At 71.7% G+C, this 16,695-nt stretch carries 18 protein-coding genes; 11 read left to right on the top strand and 7 right to left on the bottom strand.

What is annotated here, in order from left to right; all coding sequences use genetic code 11:
- The first annotated feature begins 187 nt into the window (after nt 1-187).
- From OG417_RS35700 to OG417_RS35690, 3 genes are read left to right on the top strand one after another with little or no spacing between them, the layout of a single operon-like run.
- Nucleotides 188-1,435, top strand: coding sequence for a Gfo/Idh/MocA family protein (locus OG417_RS35700; RefSeq protein WP_329238381.1), 1,248 nt, complete (start codon nt 188-190; stop codon nt 1,433-1,435).
- Nucleotides 1,436-1,486: 51 nt separating this feature from the next.
- Nucleotides 1,487-2,347 (top strand): PmoA family protein, encoded by an 861-nt coding sequence (locus tag OG417_RS35695; RefSeq protein ID WP_329238378.1) that lies wholly within the window; start codon nt 1,487-1,489, stop codon nt 2,345-2,347.
- Nucleotides 2,348-2,379: 32 nt separating this feature from the next.
- Complete coding sequence (locus OG417_RS35690; protein ID WP_329238375.1) at nt 2,380-3,402, top strand: LacI family DNA-binding transcriptional regulator; 1,023 nt, start codon at nt 2,380-2,382, stop codon at nt 3,400-3,402.
- Between the two features lie 15 nt (nt 3,403-3,417).
- Here the strand turns inward: OG417_RS35690 and OG417_RS35685 are convergent, their stop codons facing one another.
- The 3 genes from OG417_RS35685 to OG417_RS35675 form a co-directional block, all read right to left on the bottom strand.
- Nucleotides 3,418-3,858, bottom strand: a complete 441-nt coding sequence (locus OG417_RS35685) for a DUF3592 domain-containing protein (protein WP_329238371.1) — start codon at nt 3,856-3,858, stop codon at nt 3,418-3,420.
- Nucleotides 3,855-4,409, bottom strand: a complete 555-nt coding sequence (locus tag OG417_RS35680; protein WP_329238369.1) for a hypothetical protein — start codon at nt 4,407-4,409, stop codon at nt 3,855-3,857. The genes OG417_RS35685 and OG417_RS35680 overlap by 4 nt, the downstream gene beginning before the upstream one ends.
- Before the next feature lie 67 nt (nt 4,410-4,476).
- On the bottom strand, nt 4,477-5,367 hold the full coding sequence (locus OG417_RS35675) for a LysR substrate-binding domain-containing protein (protein WP_329238366.1): 891 nt from the start codon (nt 5,365-5,367) through the stop codon (nt 4,477-4,479).
- Nucleotides 5,368-5,510: 143 nt separating this feature from the next.
- Between OG417_RS35675 and OG417_RS35670 the strand changes: the two genes are divergently transcribed.
- Genes OG417_RS35670 through solA (OG417_RS35660) form a run of 3 tightly spaced genes read left to right on the top strand, consistent with a single transcriptional unit; the run spans nt 5,511 to nt 9,254 of the window.
- A complete protein-coding gene (locus OG417_RS35670; RefSeq protein ID WP_329238362.1) occupies nt 5,511-6,866 on the top strand; it encodes an MFS transporter in 1,356 nt (451 codons plus the stop codon).
- A gap of 50 nt (nt 6,867-6,916) precedes the next feature.
- Entirely contained in the window at nt 6,917-8,104 is a 1,188-nt protein-coding gene (solA, locus tag OG417_RS35665; RefSeq protein ID WP_329238359.1) for an N-methyl-L-tryptophan oxidase, read from the top strand.
- A gap of 19 nt (nt 8,105-8,123) precedes the next feature.
- A complete protein-coding gene (solA, locus tag OG417_RS35660) occupies nt 8,124-9,254 on the top strand; it encodes an N-methyl-L-tryptophan oxidase (protein WP_329238356.1) in 1,131 nt (376 codons plus the stop codon).
- A 17-nt stretch (nt 9,255-9,271) separates the two neighbouring features.
- On the opposite strand, the gene OG417_RS35655 is transcribed toward solA (OG417_RS35660), so the two are convergent.
- Complete coding sequence (locus OG417_RS35655) at nt 9,272-9,643, bottom strand: hypothetical protein (RefSeq protein ID WP_329238352.1); 372 nt, start codon at nt 9,641-9,643, stop codon at nt 9,272-9,274.
- Between the two features lie 6 nt (nt 9,644-9,649).
- Here OG417_RS35655 and OG417_RS35650 point away from each other — a divergent pair, with 6 nt between their 5' ends.
- Nucleotides 9,650-10,426 (top strand): helix-turn-helix domain-containing protein, encoded by a 777-nt coding sequence (locus OG417_RS35650; protein ID WP_329262813.1) that lies wholly within the window; start codon nt 9,650-9,652, stop codon nt 10,424-10,426.
- On the opposite strand, the gene OG417_RS35645 is transcribed toward OG417_RS35650, so the two are convergent.
- On the bottom strand, nt 10,395-10,988 hold the full coding sequence (locus OG417_RS35645) for a TetR/AcrR family transcriptional regulator (RefSeq protein ID WP_329238349.1): 594 nt from the start codon (nt 10,986-10,988) through the stop codon (nt 10,395-10,397). The genes OG417_RS35650 and OG417_RS35645 overlap by 32 nt on opposite strands.
- A 72-nt stretch (nt 10,989-11,060) precedes the next feature.
- Between OG417_RS35645 and OG417_RS35640 the strand changes: the two genes are divergently transcribed.
- The 3 genes from OG417_RS35640 (at nt 11,061) to OG417_RS35630 (ending at nt 14,193) form a co-directional block, all read left to right on the top strand.
- Entirely contained in the window at nt 11,061-11,963 is a 903-nt protein-coding gene (locus tag OG417_RS35640) for an alpha/beta fold hydrolase (protein WP_329238346.1), read from the top strand.
- Nucleotides 11,964-12,163: 200 nt separating this feature from the next.
- Complete coding sequence (locus OG417_RS35635; RefSeq protein ID WP_329238343.1) at nt 12,164-12,655, top strand: PH domain-containing protein; 492 nt, start codon at nt 12,164-12,166, stop codon at nt 12,653-12,655.
- A complete protein-coding gene (locus OG417_RS35630; RefSeq protein WP_329238340.1) occupies nt 12,652-14,193 on the top strand; it encodes a PH domain-containing protein in 1,542 nt (513 codons plus the stop codon). The genes OG417_RS35635 and OG417_RS35630 overlap by 4 nt, the downstream gene beginning before the upstream one ends.
- A 21-nt stretch (nt 14,194-14,214) precedes the next feature.
- Here the strand turns inward: OG417_RS35630 and OG417_RS35625 are convergent, their stop codons facing one another.
- Nucleotides 14,215-14,847 (bottom strand): hypothetical protein, encoded by a 633-nt coding sequence (locus tag OG417_RS35625; protein WP_329238338.1) that lies wholly within the window; start codon nt 14,845-14,847, stop codon nt 14,215-14,217.
- Nucleotides 14,848-14,990: 143 nt separating this feature from the next.
- Nucleotides 14,991-15,683: an HD domain-containing protein gene (locus OG417_RS35620; RefSeq protein WP_329238335.1), complete on the bottom strand. Its 693-nt coding sequence runs from the start codon at nt 15,681-15,683 to the stop codon at nt 14,991-14,993.
- A gap of 401 nt (nt 15,684-16,084) precedes the next feature.
- Here OG417_RS35620 and OG417_RS35615 point away from each other — a divergent pair, with 401 nt between their 5' ends.
- Nucleotides 16,085-16,657, top strand: coding sequence for a zinc ribbon domain-containing protein (locus tag OG417_RS35615; protein WP_329238332.1), 573 nt, complete (start codon nt 16,085-16,087; stop codon nt 16,655-16,657).
- Nucleotides 16,658-16,695: the final 38 nt, after the last annotated feature.

Below are 16,695 nucleotides of genomic sequence, written 5' to 3'. Positions count from 1 at the left end.
CCCGGCAGGCGTGGCGTGTCAAGCCCCTGAAATGTCACCGTCCGGCATCTATTCGCCGATCGCCCGTCTGAAGTGCCGCTCTACCAGCGGAAACGTCACCGCGAGTAAAAGGCCGCCATTCGCCGCTCGATGTGACCGGTGACGGCAAACGCTTTCCCATCTCCGCTCCGCGACCTATGGTGAGCCCGTGCCCGAACGACTCCCGCCCCCCGCCGGCCCGCCCTCGGCCGGGCCCGTTCCCGGCACGCCCGTACGCGTCTTACTGGCCGGGGTGTACGGGCACGGGCGGACGCATGTGCGCAACCTCGGCCGCCTCGTCCGCGCCGGCGCGGTCACGGTGGCGGGCGTGTGCGACCCCAGGCCCGTGAGCGCCGACACCCTTGCGGGCCTCGGCGATCCTCCGTGGAGCGGCGACCTGACGGACCTGCTGGTCCGCACGCGGCCCGACGTCACGGTCATCTGCACGCCGATCCACACCCACGCCGACCTGGCGGTGGCGGCGATGGAGGCCGGCTCGCACGTGCTGCTGGAGAAGCCGCCCGCTCCCGGCCGCGCCGAGTACGACCGGATCGCACGCACGGCGGAGCGTACGGGGCGCGCCTGCCAGGTCGGGTTCCAGGACCTGGCGTCGTCGGCGCTCCCGGCGATCGCCCGGCTGGTCGACGACGGTGTGATCGGCGAACCGCTCGGGATCTCCGGGGCCTGCGCGTGGGTACGGCCGGCGCACTACTTCACCCGGTCGCCGTGGGCCGGCCGGCGCGCGATCGGCGGACGGCCCGTGGTCGACGGCGCGCTGACCAATCCGTTCGCCCACGCCGTGGCGTCCGCGCTGCGCCTGGCCCGCGCCACCGCTCCCGCCGACCTGGCGCGCATCGAGGTCGAGCTGTACCGGGCGAACGCCATCGAGTCCGACGACACCTCCTGCGTCCGCGTGCACACCCGGCACGGCACGCCCGTCACCGTCGCGGCCACCCTGTGCGCGGCGGCCGACCACGACCCGCGCCTCGTCGTGCACGGCACCCGCGGTCGCGTCACGCTCTTCTACAAGCGCGGCGAGGTCAGGCTGGAGGCGGGCGGCGCGCGGGAGACCGCTCTGTACCCCCGTACCGACCTGCTGGAGAACCTGATCGCGCACGTGGCCCGGCCGGACGCCGTCGAGCTCCTCGTCCCGCTGCGCGCCACCGGCGCGTTCACGGCGGTCGTGGAGGCCGTCCGCACCGCCCCGGACCCGGCCGAGATCGGCGAGCCGCACCGCGTACGGCTCGCCGACGAGCACGGGGACCGGTTCGTCGTCTCCGGCATCGACGACCTGGTGACGGCCTCCGCGGCGGATCTGGCGCTGTACTCGGAGCTGCACGCCCCGTGGGCGGTCGCGCCCACCACCTACGGCGGTACGCCGCCCGCCGCCACGACCGCCGTGAGGGAGGCCGGGTGAGCGAGCGAACACGAAGGCACGGCGGCGTTCCGCTCACACGAAGGAGGCCACGTGACTGAGCCGGCGACGCTCCGCGTGGGCGGCACGACCGTCGCCCGGTACGACGACGGCGACGGGCTCGATCCGCAGCTGGTCCCGCGTCCCCACCTCCACCCCGTGCGCACCCTCGACGGCATCACGGTGACCGACGCGTGCCCGGCGGACCACCGGTGGCACCTCGGCGTGTCCGTCGCGATCCAGGACGTGGACCGGACCAACTTCTGGGGCGGTCGCACGTACGTACGGGACCGCGGCTACCAGTGGCTCGACGACCACGGCCGCGTCGTCCGCGGCGCATGGCTGGAGCGCACCCCGGACCGCCTGGAGGAACGCCTCGACTGGGTCGGCCGGGACGGCTCGGTGCTGCTCGCCGAACACCGCGTGCTGCGCGCCTCCGCCGCGCCGGTGCCCGGGGCCTGGCGGCTCGATCTGGCCTTCACCCTGCGCAACGTCACCGGCCGCCCGATCGAGCTGGGCAGCCCGGCCACCAACGGCCGCGATCGGGCCGGGTACGGCGGCTTGTTCTGGCGGCTGCCCGCCCACGACGGCTCGCTCGGCGTCTTCACCGCCGACGCCTCGGGGGAGGAGGCCGTGCACGGCACGGTCTCCGGCTGGATCGCGGCGACCGCGGCCGACCCGGACGGCCGGGAGTGGTCGGTCGTCATCGAGCACGGCGACGGTCCGTCCGCGCGGGATCCCTGGTTCGTCCGCGTGGCCGGCTACCCGGGGATCGGCGCCTCTCTCGCGTGGGCGACCCCCGTGTCCCTCGGCCCGGGCGGCGAACTGCGGCGCGCCTTCGGAGCCGTTATCGTGAACGCGAGAGCCGTGGACACCTCTCAAGTGGAGCTGTGGTTGCGGCGGGCCCGGCTCTGATGCCCGCCTCGGGCCGGAACGAAGGACGGGGAATGACCTGGCAGGGGCCGGCCACGCTCGCCATGGTCGCGGCGGAGGCCAACGTCTCGGTCGCCACGGCGTCGCGGGTGCTCAACGGCGAACGCAGAGTCGGCGAGCCGCACCGGTCCCGCGTGCTGCGCGCCGCCGAGCGGCTCGGCTACCTGCCGAACGCCCTGGCCCAGGCCACCGCGCGAGGGGCCAGCAACCTCGTGGGGCTGATCGTCCATGACGTCGCCGACCCGTACTTCTCCACCATCGCCGACGGCGTCGTACGGGTCGCCGAGGAGCGCGGCTTCGTGGTCATGCTCGGCAGCACCCACCGGATCACCGAGCAGGAGCTGAAGTACGTCACGACGCTGCACTCCCAGCGCGCGCAGGCGATCATCATCGCGGGCAGCCGTACCACCGATCAGGCGTACCTGGCGAGGCTGAACAAGGAGCTCGACAACTTCCGTGGAGGCGGCGGCCGGGTCGCCGTGATCAGCCAGAACCGCCTCGGCTCGCACACCGTGCAGCCGCTCAACCGCGCCGGCGCGCGTGATCTGGCCGAGGCGCTGTTCGACCTCGGGCACCGCCGTTTCATCGTGCTCGCCGGGCCGAAGAACCTGACCACCTCGGCGGACCGGCTGGCCGGGTTCCTCAACGGACTGGCGCGGCGCGGCGTCGCCCGCAAGTCCGTCCAGGTGCTGCACGGGGCGTTCACCCGGGACGGCGGGTTCGAGCTCGGCAGCCGTGTCGCCGAGCAGGACATCGGGGGAGCGTGCGTGTTCGCGACCAACGACGTGATGGCGGTCGGCGCGATGGCGGCCTTCCGGGCCCGTGGCATCGCCGTGCCGGACGACGTCGCGGTGGCCGGCTTCGACGACATCGCGACGCTGCGGGATCTCGTCCCCTCCCTGACGACTGTCCGTCTGCCCCTCGAGGAGATGGGCGTCCGCGCCGCCGAGCTGGCGCTGGACACCGCCGGGCGCTCCCCGCGGGTGATCTCCGTACGCGGCGAGGTCGTCCTGCGGGAGAGCACCCGCCCGCGCTGATCACACCGGCGGGTCTCAGGTGAACGTGCTCAGGTCCCCGATGACGCCGATGACGCCGAACAGCAGGCCACCGGCCGTGAATATCACCCCGTGGAACGTACCGCTGCCACCCGCGCCGGCCTGCCGGGCCTTGGCCGGATCCGCGGGATCGTAGAGCACCGGCAGGGAGGCGCCCACGCGTGCGGGCGCCGGGTTGGCGGCGAACGGGCTCGCGGTCTCGACGATCCGGCCGTCCACCGTGGTGAAGCGCAGTACCGGGCGATAGACGACCGACCGGGTGCTGGACGAGGAGCTCGATGAGTACTCCGTGCGGAGCGCCGTGACCGTTCCCGGCACCCGCACGGCGGTGTGCAGGAACCGCCGGTGCTCCAGCACCGTGCGGATGCCGGAGACGACGAAGATCGCACCGATCAGGGTGAAGATCGGGAAGAGCAGGTAGTGAAACGCGCCGGTCATCCGATTCTCCGTTCGGTGCCGGCCCTCGACTCGACGACGGCGACCCGGCCGTAGGCCCTCACCGCGGCGGCCAGCGGCTCCGGGGCGACTCGGCCCGCCCCGAAGGTCCGGCGCACCTGCATCGCGTTCGGATCGCCCGGATCGTAGACGACACTGTCCATCCCGTCGGGCAACGGGGCTCCGTGGTGCAGCCGCAGGCCGACCTCGACGGCGGGAGACGGTCCGCTCTGGGCGACGGGCAGCACGATCACGACCTCCCGGATCGACGTCCAGGGCACGCTGACCTTGTCGAGGCCGAGGCCGTCGGGCCCGGCCCGCAGCGCCGGGGCCGGCCGAACCGCCCTGAAGACGCCGTAGCCGACGAAGCAGAGACCCACCAGCGCGAACAGGGCCGGGGCGTGCACGACCCGCGTCGTGAACAGGTACCAGCCGGCACCGAACACCACCGCGACCGGCAACTCCAGGATCCAGCGCGAGGAGCGCTCACGGACGACGTACGGCCGGAGCGGTTCGAGGGGACGGGACGGTGTGGCAGGGTCTGGGAACGTCACGGCGACGACCTCCTCCACTGGATCCGACGCTCCGCGCCCCGTCCTGGTTTCGCGAATGCGCCGACCGTCACGCGCGGCCGGCGTACGAGTCCTGCGCGAGGCGGAGCATCTGCAGCGCCTGGGGCGCGGGGTCGGCCGCGGGAAGCGCGATCGCCATGGACGTCGTGGGCGCCGGCCGGGCCAGGTGCCGGTAGACGATGCCCGGCAGGGTCATGTTGGAGGTGCTTTCGGGCACGATGGAGATTCCCAGGCCACAGGCGACCATCGAGATCAGGGCGTGATCGTTGCTGGCCTCGTAGGCGATGTCCGGGCTGAACCCGGCCGCGGCGCACGCCGAGGTGATGGTGTCGAAGGCGTCCGGGGCGGCGTTGCGGGGGAACATCACGAACGCCTCGCCCGCCAGCCGGACCAGGGGCACACGTCGCCGTTCCGCGAGCGGGTGGCCGGCCGGGAGCGCCGCCATGAGCGGTTCGCTGAGGATCGGGATGACCTGGACGCCGGGGATCTGCTGGCTGACCCGGGAGAACCCGATGTCGATGTCTCCGCGGATCAGCGCGTGGCACTGCGGCGCGGCCTCCATCTCATAGACCAGCGGAAGCACCTCGGGATGGTGGGTGCGGAACCCGGGGAGCAGGTGGAGGAGAACACCGGAGAACCCCGACGCGACGCATCCGATCCGGAGGGCGCCACCGTGGTCGGTCCCGACGTTCTGGGCGACCCGCCGGACCTCGTCGGCCCGGGCGAGCAGCCGGCGCGCCTCATCGAGCAGCGCCGATCCGGCGGGCGTCAGCTGCACGCTGCGTGAGGTACGGTCCAGCAGCCGGATGCCGATCTCCGCCTCGAGCTTGGCGATCTGCTGGCTCAGCGGCGGCTGCGCCATGCGCAGCCGGGCCGCCGCACGGGTGAAGCTCAGCTCCTCGGCGACGGCGACGAAGTAGCGGAGATGGCGGAGCTCCATCGGCCAAGCATACGAATCAAGTATCGGTCCCTCAATATTTCCATATTGGACGTATCACTTGGCGCTCGCGTTCACTGAAGACGCGGACGCACCCCGTGACGTGCGCCTTCGCCGCTCGGATCACCTGGAGGAGGCCTGCCCCCATGGCCGTGAACCGGATCCCTCTCGACGACGTTCCCATGTGCCGATTCCACCTGCGCGTCACCGCGGTCACGACGGGCGGAATGTTCATCGACGGCTACATCCTCGGCATGATCGGCATCGCCCTGGCGGTCTGGGGGCCGCAGGTCGGCATGAGCGCGCTGTGGGAGGGCCTGATCGGTGCCTCCGCGCTCGCCGGGATCTTCCTCGGCGCCCTGGTGTTCGGCGTGATCACTGACCGGGTCGGGCGCCAGACCATGTACACCGCCGACCTCATGGTGTTCGTCGTCTGCTCGGCGCTGCAGTTCTTCGTCGCCGCGCCGTGGCAACTGGCCGTCGTACGCCTGCTGATGGGCGTCGCCATCGGCGCCGACTACGCGATCGGCTCCGCGCTGCTCGCGGAGTTCCTGCCCCGCAGGCAGCGCGGGCCGCTGCTCGCCTCCCTCAACGCCGTGTGGACGGTCGGGTACGTCGTCGCGTTCGTCGTCGGTTATCTGATGCGGGGGCTCGGCGACGATTCCTGGCGCTGGATGCTGGTCAGCAGCGTGGTACCCGCGGTCATCGTGCTGAGCCTGCGCCTGGGCACACCGGAGTCGCCGCGCTGGCTGGCCGCGCACGGCCGTGAGGAGGAGGCGCGCCAGGTCCTGCGCGACACCTTCGGCCCCGATGTCGTGCTGGGGGAGGCGCCCACGCGACCCCCGAAGACGCCGATCGCCGAGCTGTTCCGACCCCGCTGGCGGCGGCGGACCGCGTTCGCGTCGCTCTTCTGGTTCTGCCAGGTCCTGCCGTACTTCGCGCTGTTCACCTTCGCGCCGGACGTGCTGAAGGCCCTGGGGCTGTCCGATGAGTTCACCGGTGGCCTGACCCTGAATCTCTTCCTGCTCGCAGGCGGCGTGGTCGGCGTGGTCGTGATGAACCGGCTGCCCCGGCGCGGCTTCGTCATCTGGTCGTTCGTCGTGCTCGCCCTGTCCCTGGGAGTGCTCGGCGTGGTTCCGGCGCCCTCGACCGCGCTCGTGATCGCGTGCTTCGCCGTGTTCGCCTTCGTGGTCTCCGGCGCCGGCAACCTGGAGACCGTCTACCCGTCCGAGCTGTTCCCGACGGAGCTGCGCGCGACCGGCATCGGCTTCGCCGCGGCGATGAGCCGGGTCGGCGCGGCGGTGGGCACGTTCCTGCTGCCGATGAGCATCGACCACCTCGGGACACAGGCGACCATGCTCATCGGTACGGGCGTGGTCCTGGCCGGCGTCGTCGCCTCCGTCGCCTGGGCCCCGGAGACCCGGCACCTGAACCTCGCCGAATCCTGCGGCGGCGAACCGGCCGCCCCGGGGTTCCCGGTCCCCGCGACCGGCGACGCCTGAGCGCCGGGACCGCCGTGACCCGCCGCGCGGACAACGGGAAGGGATCGACCATGGACGCGGACGTCGCGGTCGTCGGAGTCGGCACGATGGGCAGCATGACGTGCTGGCAGCTCGCCCGTCGTGGTGCCTCCGTCATCGGGTTCGAGCAGTTCGCGCCCGGCCATGACCGGTCGGGCGCGGGCGGCGAGACGCGCATCTTCCGCACCGCCTACCACGAGGGCACCGAGTACGTCCCGCTCCTGCTCACCGCCCAGGACCAATGGCGGCAACTGGAGGCCGAGACCGGCCGGAGCGTGCTCGCCCTGAACGGCGGTCTCATGATCGGCCCGCCGGACGGCGCGCTGGTCCGATCGGTACTGGCCAGCGCCGCCGCCCACGACCTGCCGCACGAGCTCCTCGACGAGCACGAGGCGAGGCGGCGCTACCCGCAGCACCGCCTGGAGCCGGGCGAGGTGATGGTGCTGGACCCCCAGGCCGGATTCCTGCGGCCCGAACTCGCCGTCAGCCTCGCGGGAATGCGCGCCGAGGAACTGGGCGCGGTCATCGTCCGGCACCGCCCGGTCGTCGCGGTCGAGCCCGACGCCGACGGCGTCACCATCCGTACGGCGGAGCGACGCTGGCGGGTCGGCCAGGTCGTGCTCGCCGCCGGAGCCTGGAGCAACCGCCTGCTGCCGCGGCACACCCCGCCGCTGACCGTGCAGCGGCTGGTCATGACGTGGTTCGTCGCCCGGCACCCGTCCTGGTTCGACGTCGAGCGTTTCCCCATCTTCATCCGCGAGACCGGTGCCCACGACGTCTCCGGCTGGCCGAGCCTCGACGGCGCGTACGTGAAGGTCGCCGTCAACTACGGCTACGACCGCGTCGACGACCCCGACCGTCTCGAGCACGGCGTCGATGACGGCCTGCTGGTGACCATCCGGACGGCCGTACGGGACCTGCTTCCCGACCTGGTCCCCGAACCGGTCCGGATCGGCGCGTACATGGACGGCTACACCGACGACCGGCACGCCGTCGTGGGCCGGCCGGACGGACTGCCCAACACGGTCGTGGCGACCGGATTCTCCGGCCACGGCTTCAAGATGGCGCCGGCGATCGGACGCGCCGTCGCCGATCTGGTCCTGCGGGGACGCACCGACCTCCCCATCGGCCACCTCGATCCGGCACGGCCGGCCGGCGCCTCGCCGGCGCGGCTCCGGACGGTCGCCGCCGACCTGGCGGCGACGGCACGTACGTCGTGATGAGAGCAGGAGGCATCAATTGGACGCCGACGTCGCGGTCATCGGTACGGGCACCATGGGATCCATGGCGCTGTGGCGGCTGGCCCGGGCCGGAATCGACGCCATCGGATTCGAACAGTTCGGCGTGGGACACGACCGGTCCGCGGCGGGCGGGGAGTCGCGCATCTTCCGCACCGCCTACAAGGAGGGGCCGGAGTACGTCCCGACGCTGCTGCGCGCGTACGAACTGTGGCGGGAGCTGGAGGCGGAGTCGGGCCGTGACCTGCTGACCCTCACCGGCGGGCTGATGATCGGAGATCTCGAGGAGGGCGGCATGCGCAACGTGCTCGCCTCCATCGAGCGGTTCGGGCTCTCCCACGAGATTCTTGACGGTACGCAGATGGCCGGCCGCTACCCGCAGCACACGCTCTTTCCCGGTGAGGCCGCCGTCCTCGACCGGCTGGCGGGGGTGCTGCGCCCCGAGTTCGCCGTCATCTCCGCGACCCTGCGCGCACGGCGGCTCGGCGCACGCGTGATCAGCGGCACGCCGGTGGTGGCGGTCGAGCCCTCCTCGGACGGAGTGACCGTACGGGCCGGTGGCCGCGACCACCGATTCGCCCAGGCCGTGATCACCGCCGGCCCGTGGACCGCCCGGTTCGCGCCCGAACTGGCCCGCCACGTGAGTCCGCGAAAGATCGTGATGACGTGGTACATGGCCGATGACCCGGCCGCCTACGTGCCCGCCGCCTTCCCCATCTTCATCCGCGAGCATCGCGGTGTCGGCATGTTCGGAATCCCCAGCCTCGACGGCGGATCCGTCAAGGTGGCGCTCTCCGACACGTACGGCGACGTCGGCGAGGCCGACGACCTCGACCACAATGTGGCGCCCGGGGATCTCGCCACGGTCAACGAGGCGGTGGCGGCCTGCCTCCCGGGCCTCGTGCCGCAGCCGATCCGGGTCTCCGCGCACATGGACGCCTACACCACCGACAAGCACGCCCTCGTCGGCGCGCTTCCCGGCGCCCGGAACACCTGGCTGCTCGGCGGCTTCTCCGGCCACGGCTTCAAGATGGCGCCGGCCTTCGGCCAGATCGCGGCCGACCTCGTCCAGCACGGCGAGACCACGCTTCCCATCGATCATCTGGATCCCGGCCGGTTCCTCACGGCCTGACGTCCCGGGTCGTCCCATCAGGTGGCGGTCAGCGCGACCGCGAGCGCCCAGCCGATGTACGCGAGGTTGACGGCCAGCCGTAGCGCCACGCCGACGGGCCGGTCCAGCAGCCGCGGCCGATCGGCGGATGCCCGCACCAGGGCGTCCAGATGGCAGACCAGGTAGACCGCGATCAGGGCGGCGGCGGCCCAGCCGCCGGCCTCCCGGCCCCGCGGGGCCAGGAGCACGGCTCCGATGGTGATCTCCGCCGCGCCGCCGACGGCCACCAGCAGCCCGGCCCGGCCCAGCCAGGAGGGCACCAGAGAGCGGAAGTAACCGGGGACGAGGAAGTGCCCGATCCCCACGCTGATCAGGAAGATCGCCAATGCGATGGCCGCGATAGCGTGCATGCCGTGATGGTCGTCCCAACGCGCACGTGGGCGCTTGAACGAAACGATCGCCGAGTCGACTTCGCCGCCGGCCCCGCCGCGACGATGTTCGCCGAGTCCGGCCCGGCCGGCGTCGCCCTCCACCGGCACCCGGCGTGGAAGGTCGTCCTGCCCCTCGGCGGTCATGTGGAGGTCGCACACGGCGCAGGCCGCACCGTCGCGGCCGCCGGGCTGGTCGTGCCCCCGCAACTGGCCCACACCTGCGCTGTGTCGTCCGGCTACGCGGCCGTCTTCCTCGACCCCTGGGTGCTGCGCCCCGGCCCCGGCCTGACGCGGCTCGACGAGTCCGCCACACGACGCGTCCTCGCCGCCCTCCACCACCCCGGCGATCACGGCCCCGGCGCGGAAGGCGACCTGGCCGCGGCGCGCTCCGAACTTCTCAATCTCATCGGAGCGGGCCGGCCCCTCGATCCCCGGGTCGCTCACGCGGTGCGAGAGAGCACGCGGGCCGGATCCGGCGCCGCGATCGCGTCCATCGCCGCCGACGTCGGGCTCTCCCCGCCTCGCTTGCGCGCGCTCGTCCGTGCTTCGATCGGCATCCCGCTCACGCGGCTACGGCAGTGGGCCCGGCTGCGCGTGGCCGTGGCGGACCTGCCGGGGGAGTCGGTGGCCGCGGCCGCGGCCACCGCGGGCTTCGCCGACCAGGCCCACCTGACCCGCACCGCCCGTACTCTCGTCGGGCGCACACCGGCGTCGATCGCCCGCTCGGGTCTCAAGACAGGCGTTTCAGCTGGTGATCGATGATGGCGATCGCCTGCTCGGGCGTGTGGTGACCGAGAAGGAGATCTGAGGCCAGCCCGCCCACCAGCGCGAGCAGAACGCTCGCTTCCAGCCCGGGGTCGAGGTCGCCCCGCAGTTCGCCGGCGTCCGCGGCGGACCGAAGCCACTCCGCCATCGTCGCGACGACGTCGGACCGGCCGCTCCGGTACCGCTCGGCGAGTTCGGCCTCGCCCAGCGCCCGGATGAGCACTGCGGCGCCGGCCCGCGCGTCCTCCCGGCCGTCTCGATCGAGCGGCAAGAGCGCGACCAGGACGGCGCGAAGCGATCGCAGCGGGGCGTGAGGAGGGCCGGCGGCCGCGAGGCTTCGCCGGATGCGCTGTTCGAGGTGTTCTCGCAGCCGGCCTGCCGCGAACACCAGCATCTGATCCTTGCTCGCGAAATAGTGCTGGACCCGGCCGATGGACACGCACGCTTCGGCCGCGACCTCTCGCATGCTGACCGCTTCGAGGCCGCGGCCGGCCGCGATGCGCAGGACCGCCTCGGCGATCTGCCTGCGACGCTCATCATGGTCGACCCGCCTCGGCACGTTCCCTCAGCTCCCCGCCCGCTATGCTCGCGACAGAAGGTTACAATACAATCATATTGCGAAAGGAGCCGGATGTCCTCCGCCAAGATCGGCCGCTTCATGACGCCGGCGGGCCACGCGCAGTTCGAACTCGCCTACGAGCAGGGCATGCGAGCGCTTCCCGAGCCCACGGACCGGCACGACGTCCCCACCGCGTTCGGCCGGGTACGCGTCTACCGCTTCGGCGACACCGGCGGGGTTCCCCTCGTGCTACTGCACGGGAGGAACGGGACGAGTGTCATGTGGCGCCCCAACATCGCCGCGCTGGCCGAGCGCCGCCGCGTGTTCTCGGTGGACCTGCTCGGCGAACCGGGCGGCAGCGTGCAGACGGCCCCGGTCCGAGACGCCGGCGACCAGGCGGCATGGCTCACCGAGACGCTGGAGGAACTCGGGGTCCAGGCCGCCCATCTGGTGGGCATGTCCATCGGAGGGTGGGCGGCCTGCAACTACGCGGTGCGGGCGCCGCGGCGGGTCGCGTCGCTCACCCTCCTGGACCCGGCCAGCACCTTCGCGCGCATCCCCCTCGGCGCGGTGCTCCGCACCATTCCCACGCTCCTGCCGTTCACGGCGGACCGGGCACTGCCCCGGTTCCTCGCGTACGTCGACGGCCAGGGCAAGGTGGACGTGCACGACCCGGTGGCGCGCGTCATCGCCGCCGGCATGCGGCACTATCGCGTCGCGCTTCCCCTGCCGCAGCCGTTCTCGGACGACCAGCTTCGCTCGATCCGTGTGCCCGGCCTGGTGGTCATCGCGGGCCGCAGCGTCATGCACGACCCCCGCCGCGCCTTCCAGCGAGCGCAGGACCTGATGCCCGGGGTGCGGGCCGAGCTGTGGCCGGAGGCGACCCACGCCGTCTCCGGCCAGTGCGCGGAAAAGGTCAACGCCCGCATCCTGAGCTTCGTCGAGCATCTCGACCGGGACGTCCCCGCCCTCTGATCGGACTCGGCGCTCACCTTTGACGGCCACGCTCGCGACGGTGATGCCTTCCCGGCCCGGTTGTCCATCGAACGGTGGACAGCCGAATCGCCGTTCGGGTGTCGCGGCGGTGTCGAGCCCGGCCCTAACGTTGCGTGCGATCGCAGCGCGAACCGCACGAGAACAGGGAAGGCCACAGGCTGCATGAGCTGGACGAACGCATGAATCATCTGACCCTCCGTCCACCGCGGAACCGGGTGGAGCGCCGAGCCGTCGGCTGGTGGACCGCCCAGTCCTCGCTGTTCGCGCTCCCGCTGCCGGTCGTGTTCGCGGTGCTCTACCTGACCGTTCCGCCCGCCCGGACCTGGTTCGGCTGGTCGCTGTTCGGCACCCTGGTTCCCGGACTCGCCTACATGGCCGCCATGCCCGTCTGGCGTTACCGGGTGCACCGTTGGGAGGCCACGGATGACGCGGTGTACGCGTCCTCCGGGTGGCTCTGGCAAAGGTGGCGCGTGGTGCCGCTGTCCCGCGTCCAGACCGTGGAGTCCCTGCGCGGCCCGGTCCAGCAACTCTTCGGGCTGTCCGGCATCACGGTGACCACCGCGTCGACCGCCGGCGCCGTGAAGATCAAAGGCCTGGACCGCCGGGTCGCGGCCGACCTGGTGCGGCACCTCGCCCGGAGCACCGAGGCGACGCCCGGAGACGCCGTATGACCTCCGATGTCCTGACCCGGAACCCTGCGAGCCCCTCGGTCGCCTCGTGGGAACGGCTCGACGTTCGCCTGATCCCGGTCAACCTGAGCCTTCTGGCCGCACCGTCGGCCTCCTTCGTCGGCACCCTGCTGATCAACGGCCGGCTCGGCCTGCAGGCCCTGATCACCCTCGGGTCGATCCTCATCACGTTCCTCGCGGTGACCGGGTTCGGCCTGATGCGGTTCCTCACCACCCGCTACCGGCTCACCGACGAGCGGATCGAGTTGCGCTCCGGCCTGCTGTTCCGTAGCGAACGGGCCCTGTCGCTCGATCGCGTCCGCAGCGTCGATGTGACCGCGAATCCGCTGCATCGGGTCTTCCGGCTCACGTCCGTGCGGATCGGCACCGGCGAGCAGATCACCTCGTCGGGCCGTAGGCTCACCTTGGACGGCGTCGGCCGGGCGCGGGCCGCCGAGCTACGACGAGAAATCCTGAGTCGACGGAACACCACTGCCGGGCGGCCGGTGACCGACGACGACGGCCCGATCGCCACCATGGACTGGGCCTGGGTGCGGTACGGACCGCTGACCATCTGGGGCGTGGGCGGACTTCTGGCCGCGATCGGCACCACGTACCGGACACTGCACGAGATGAGGGTCGACCCGCTGCGGCTCGGCTTCGTCAAGGACATCGAGCGGCACTACGGATCGGTGCCCCTGTGGTTCGGCGTTCCGGCGGCCCTGCTGGCCGTCGTGGTGGTCGGTGCCATCGGGTCGACCGTAGCCCTCATCGAGGGCTGGAACGGCTACTGCCTCGAACGGGGCGCCGGCGGCGTCATCTCGATCCATCGTGGTCTGCTCGGCACCCGGTCCGTCACCATCGACGAACGACGGCTCAGCGGGGTGGAACACCGCGAGCCCATGCTCCTGCGCTGGGCCGGCGGCGCCCGCGAGAACGCGGTGGCCGGCGGGCTCGGCGACCGAGAGGAGAACCGCAGGCGGCGTCTGCTGACGCCACCGATGCCCCGGGCCGAAGCGCTTGCGGTGGCCGCCGCCATGTTCCCCGAGGGCGAGTCCCCCCTGTCCATGGCCGGGTTCAGGACACACCCGCGTGCCGCCCTGCGGCGGCGCATCACGCGTGGACTTGCCTTGACCGCACCGGTCGTCGCCGCGCTGGCCGTGCTCGGCTGGTGGCTGTGCACGTCCTTTCTGTACGCGGCCGGGATCTGTGGCTTGGTGCTCGTCCCGGGCGCGGTGGCCCTGGCGTTCGGCGCCTACCGGGCCCTCGGCCACGGGCTGCACGGCCGTTACCTGGTGACCCGGGCCGGCGTCTTCGCGCGTTCCACGGTGGCGCTGAAGCGTACCGACATCGTCGGCTGGAGCATCTCGCGTTCGATCTTCCAGCGCCGCGCCGGCCTGCTCACGCTCGGGGCGGCAACGGCCGCCGGTGAGAACTGCTACAAGGTCCGGGACGTGGCCGTCTCCGACGGGCTGGCCTTCGCCGAGGAGGCGGTGCCAGATCTCCTCGCCCCGTTCCTTGAGCGTCGGCGGTCCGCGTAGGGCCCGGCGAACGGGGACCGTTCATCGCCCGTGGTCGGCCGTGGGGACCCTGTCCTTCAGTGTGTAGCCGCCCCGGATCAGGGGTGCGTCGGCGGCCGGGGCCATACACCTGGTCAGCAGCGGTTCCCCTTCCGGCGTGCCTGCGGACAACCCGATGCGGCTGGGGCCCGCACCCCTGCCGGCGACGTAGAAGCTCACGCCCATGCGAATGTGCCGCTTCAGGTAGCCCGCCTGCTCCCACGGGCCACCGGGCGTGGTCCGAACCAGCCGCCCGGTCACGGTCGCGGTGGGGCCACCGGTGGTCAGGCAGTCGACTTCGAAGTCGCCCCAGTTGGCCGGGACACCCGGCTGGTCGAATCCGTGGTAGATGCGGAACGTCCCCCAGGATCTCGTGGGGATGCCGGGGCTCGCGCCGAATTCGCTGTGGGCGTCGACCGTGACCCAGATGTGGTTGCCGGGCGCGGGGAAGTACATCCGCGCTCTTCCCCTGATGCCGGACGTCGCCTTGACGGCGGGGACGGTCGAGGTGCGTAGGCCCGGCGCGTCCCGTACCTCGTGGGTGGGTACGGCGTCCGCGACGGGGACGCCCGCCACGGTCGCCGTCACGGCGGCCACCGCGAGTGTGGCAACGGATCGGAGCGACGCCTTGATCATGTGAATCACCGTTCAGGAGATGCTGAATGAGTGATCGCCATGGTGGTCTGCCGCCGGGTTCCCCCACCTCCCTCTCCGGAGCGAAGACCGGCGCCGCCCATCGCTCGCAGGAGGGGGCGATTCCTTCCGTTGGTCGTGCGGCCTCAGCCTTCCCATCGGGAGGAGAGGGCGGCCAACTCCATCCGGGTCGGCCTCGGCGGATTTCCGCGCTCGCGCAGCAGTTCGCCGCCGAGGGAATAACTTGGTCCGTTCGCCGGGTGCTTCGCCGCCTGAGTCGTGATGGCATCGACGATCGAGCTGATCATCGCCAGCCGCGGATAGGCGCCGTGGATGGCCTCGGCCTCCTCGTCGGTCACCGCCATCGGGTCGAGACCGGCACTGAGAGCACCTCCGAAGTCGACTCCGATGCCCGCCCGTACGAGCAGGCAGAGCGGTCCGCGGCGTTCGGCGATCTGCGGCGTGGTGTGCAGCGCGATGGCCTCCCACACCGCGTCGACCTCGGCGGCGGGCAGCCCGTGCTCGGTGAGGAACTCCGCGGCGCGGTCGGCGCCGACGAGCTCGAACCGCTGGGTGTGCTCGCCCTCGGGCGCCAACCCCAGGTCGTGCATCACACAGGCCAGGAAGAGCAGACGGTCGTCGTACTCACGCCCGGAGACCATGCCGGTACTGCGGGCCATCAGCCGGGCGAACAGGTAGCTGCGGATGCTGTGGTTGGCGATGCATTCGGATTCGGCGGCGGTCACGAGGCCGAGCGCCGCACGTGCCAGCGGCGTGTCGGGTAGCGCTGTGACGCCGGCGGTCGCGTCGCTCGCCCGGCCGTCCGTCGAATTCTGCACGTGGTCTGGAACATCACAGGTCATACGTCGAGGTTCGCCCCGCCCCGCCGAATCCGCGAGTGGCGGCGCTGCCCATTTTCATCAGGATCCGGCCATGGCCGTTCCGGCGTCCACCGGTTGACGCGGCACCGGAGCTCCGGCTGGTCCGGAGGGCTCCCACCGTTTCATCCGCAGGGCGGCCGTCGCGATCCGGCCGGGCGGTTCAGCATGATCTAGCGAGGAACCCCGGTCCTTTAGGGCCGGGAGGAATCGCTTCCCTCGAGTGCGGCGCGCTAGCGCCGCCTGGACCGATGCTGGGGCGCGGGAGACCAAATGCGTGCGCAGGGTGCGACGTTGTGACCGCCGTGGTTATCGGGTAATCCCACCCCGTGTAGCACATAAGAACGTTACGGTTACCTTCCGTGAAGGTCGTGGTGCAGGTCAAACTCATGCCGGACGCCGGGCAGGCACTGGCGCTTGAGCGCACCCTGCACATGGTCAACGAGGCGGCGAACTGGGTATCGGCCGTGGCGTTCGACCACGGTGTGCCGCACGTGTACGAGCTGCGCAAACACACCTATGGCGAGTTGAAGTCGCGGGGCCTGGGGGCGCAGGCCGCCCAGCATGTGATCAAGAAGGTCCGTGACGCCTACACCACGTTGAAGGCGAACATCGGTGCCGGGAACCTCGGCAGGCCGGGCTCCCGTCGTCGTGTCAAGGCCGAGACCAAACCGATCGCCTTCCGGCCTGAGGCCGCGCAGCCCTATGACGACCGGTGTTTGTCGTGGCGGTACGACGCCGCCACCGTGTCGGTGTGGACCGTCGAAGGCCGGGTGAAGAACGTCCGGTTCGTCTGCTCAAGCCAATCGGTATTCATCTGCCGGAACTGCGGGGTCGTTGCCCACGCGGACCGCAACGCCTCCCGCAACATCGCCCGCAAGGGCGAGGCTGTGTGGACCGCGGGGCGTGAGTCACGCGTCCCTGCCACCCCATAAGGGTGGCTGAACGAAGGAGCCCACCCAGCAGCCAGCCG

This window comes from Actinoallomurus sp. NBC_01490 (assembly GCF_036227085.1).
Lineage (GTDB): Bacteria > Actinomycetota > Actinomycetes > Streptosporangiales > Streptosporangiaceae > Actinoallomurus > Actinoallomurus oryzae.
Note: the sequence above shows the minus strand (reverse complement) of the source record. Positions and strands in the feature narration are given on the sequence as shown.

Excerpts from the sequence above, each read along its gene's own strand:
- OG417_RS35625 (WP_329238338.1), bottom strand. The coding sequence starts at position 14,847 with ATGATCAAGGCGTCGCTCCGATCCGTTGCCACACTCGCGGTGGCCGCC.
- OG417_RS35635 (WP_329238343.1), top strand. The coding sequence starts at position 12,164 with ATGAATCATCTGACCCTCCGTCCACCGCGGAACCGGGTGGAGCGCCGA.
- OG417_RS35675 (WP_329238366.1), bottom strand. The coding sequence starts at position 5,367 with ATGGAGCTCCGCCATCTCCGCTACTTCGTCGCCGTCGCCGAGGAGCTG.
- OG417_RS35630 (WP_329238340.1), top strand. The coding sequence starts at position 12,652 with ATGACCTCCGATGTCCTGACCCGGAACCCTGCGAGCCCCTCGGTCGCC.
- solA (WP_329238359.1), top strand. The coding sequence starts at position 6,917 with ATGGACGCGGACGTCGCGGTCGTCGGAGTCGGCACGATGGGCAGCATG.
- OG417_RS35690 (WP_329238375.1), top strand. The coding sequence starts at position 2,380 with ATGACCTGGCAGGGGCCGGCCACGCTCGCCATGGTCGCGGCGGAGGCC.
- OG417_RS35670 (WP_329238362.1), top strand. The coding sequence starts at position 5,511 with ATGGCCGTGAACCGGATCCCTCTCGACGACGTTCCCATGTGCCGATTC.
- OG417_RS35685 (WP_329238371.1), bottom strand. The coding sequence starts at position 3,858 with ATGACCGGCGCGTTTCACTACCTGCTCTTCCCGATCTTCACCCTGATC.
- OG417_RS35650 (WP_329262813.1), top strand. The coding sequence starts at position 9,650 with ATGGTCGTCCCAACGCGCACGTGGGCGCTTGAACGAAACGATCGCCGA.
- OG417_RS35655 (WP_329238352.1), bottom strand. The coding sequence starts at position 9,643 with ATGCACGCTATCGCGGCCATCGCATTGGCGATCTTCCTGATCAGCGTG.
- OG417_RS35640 (WP_329238346.1), top strand. The coding sequence starts at position 11,061 with ATGTCCTCCGCCAAGATCGGCCGCTTCATGACGCCGGCGGGCCACGCG.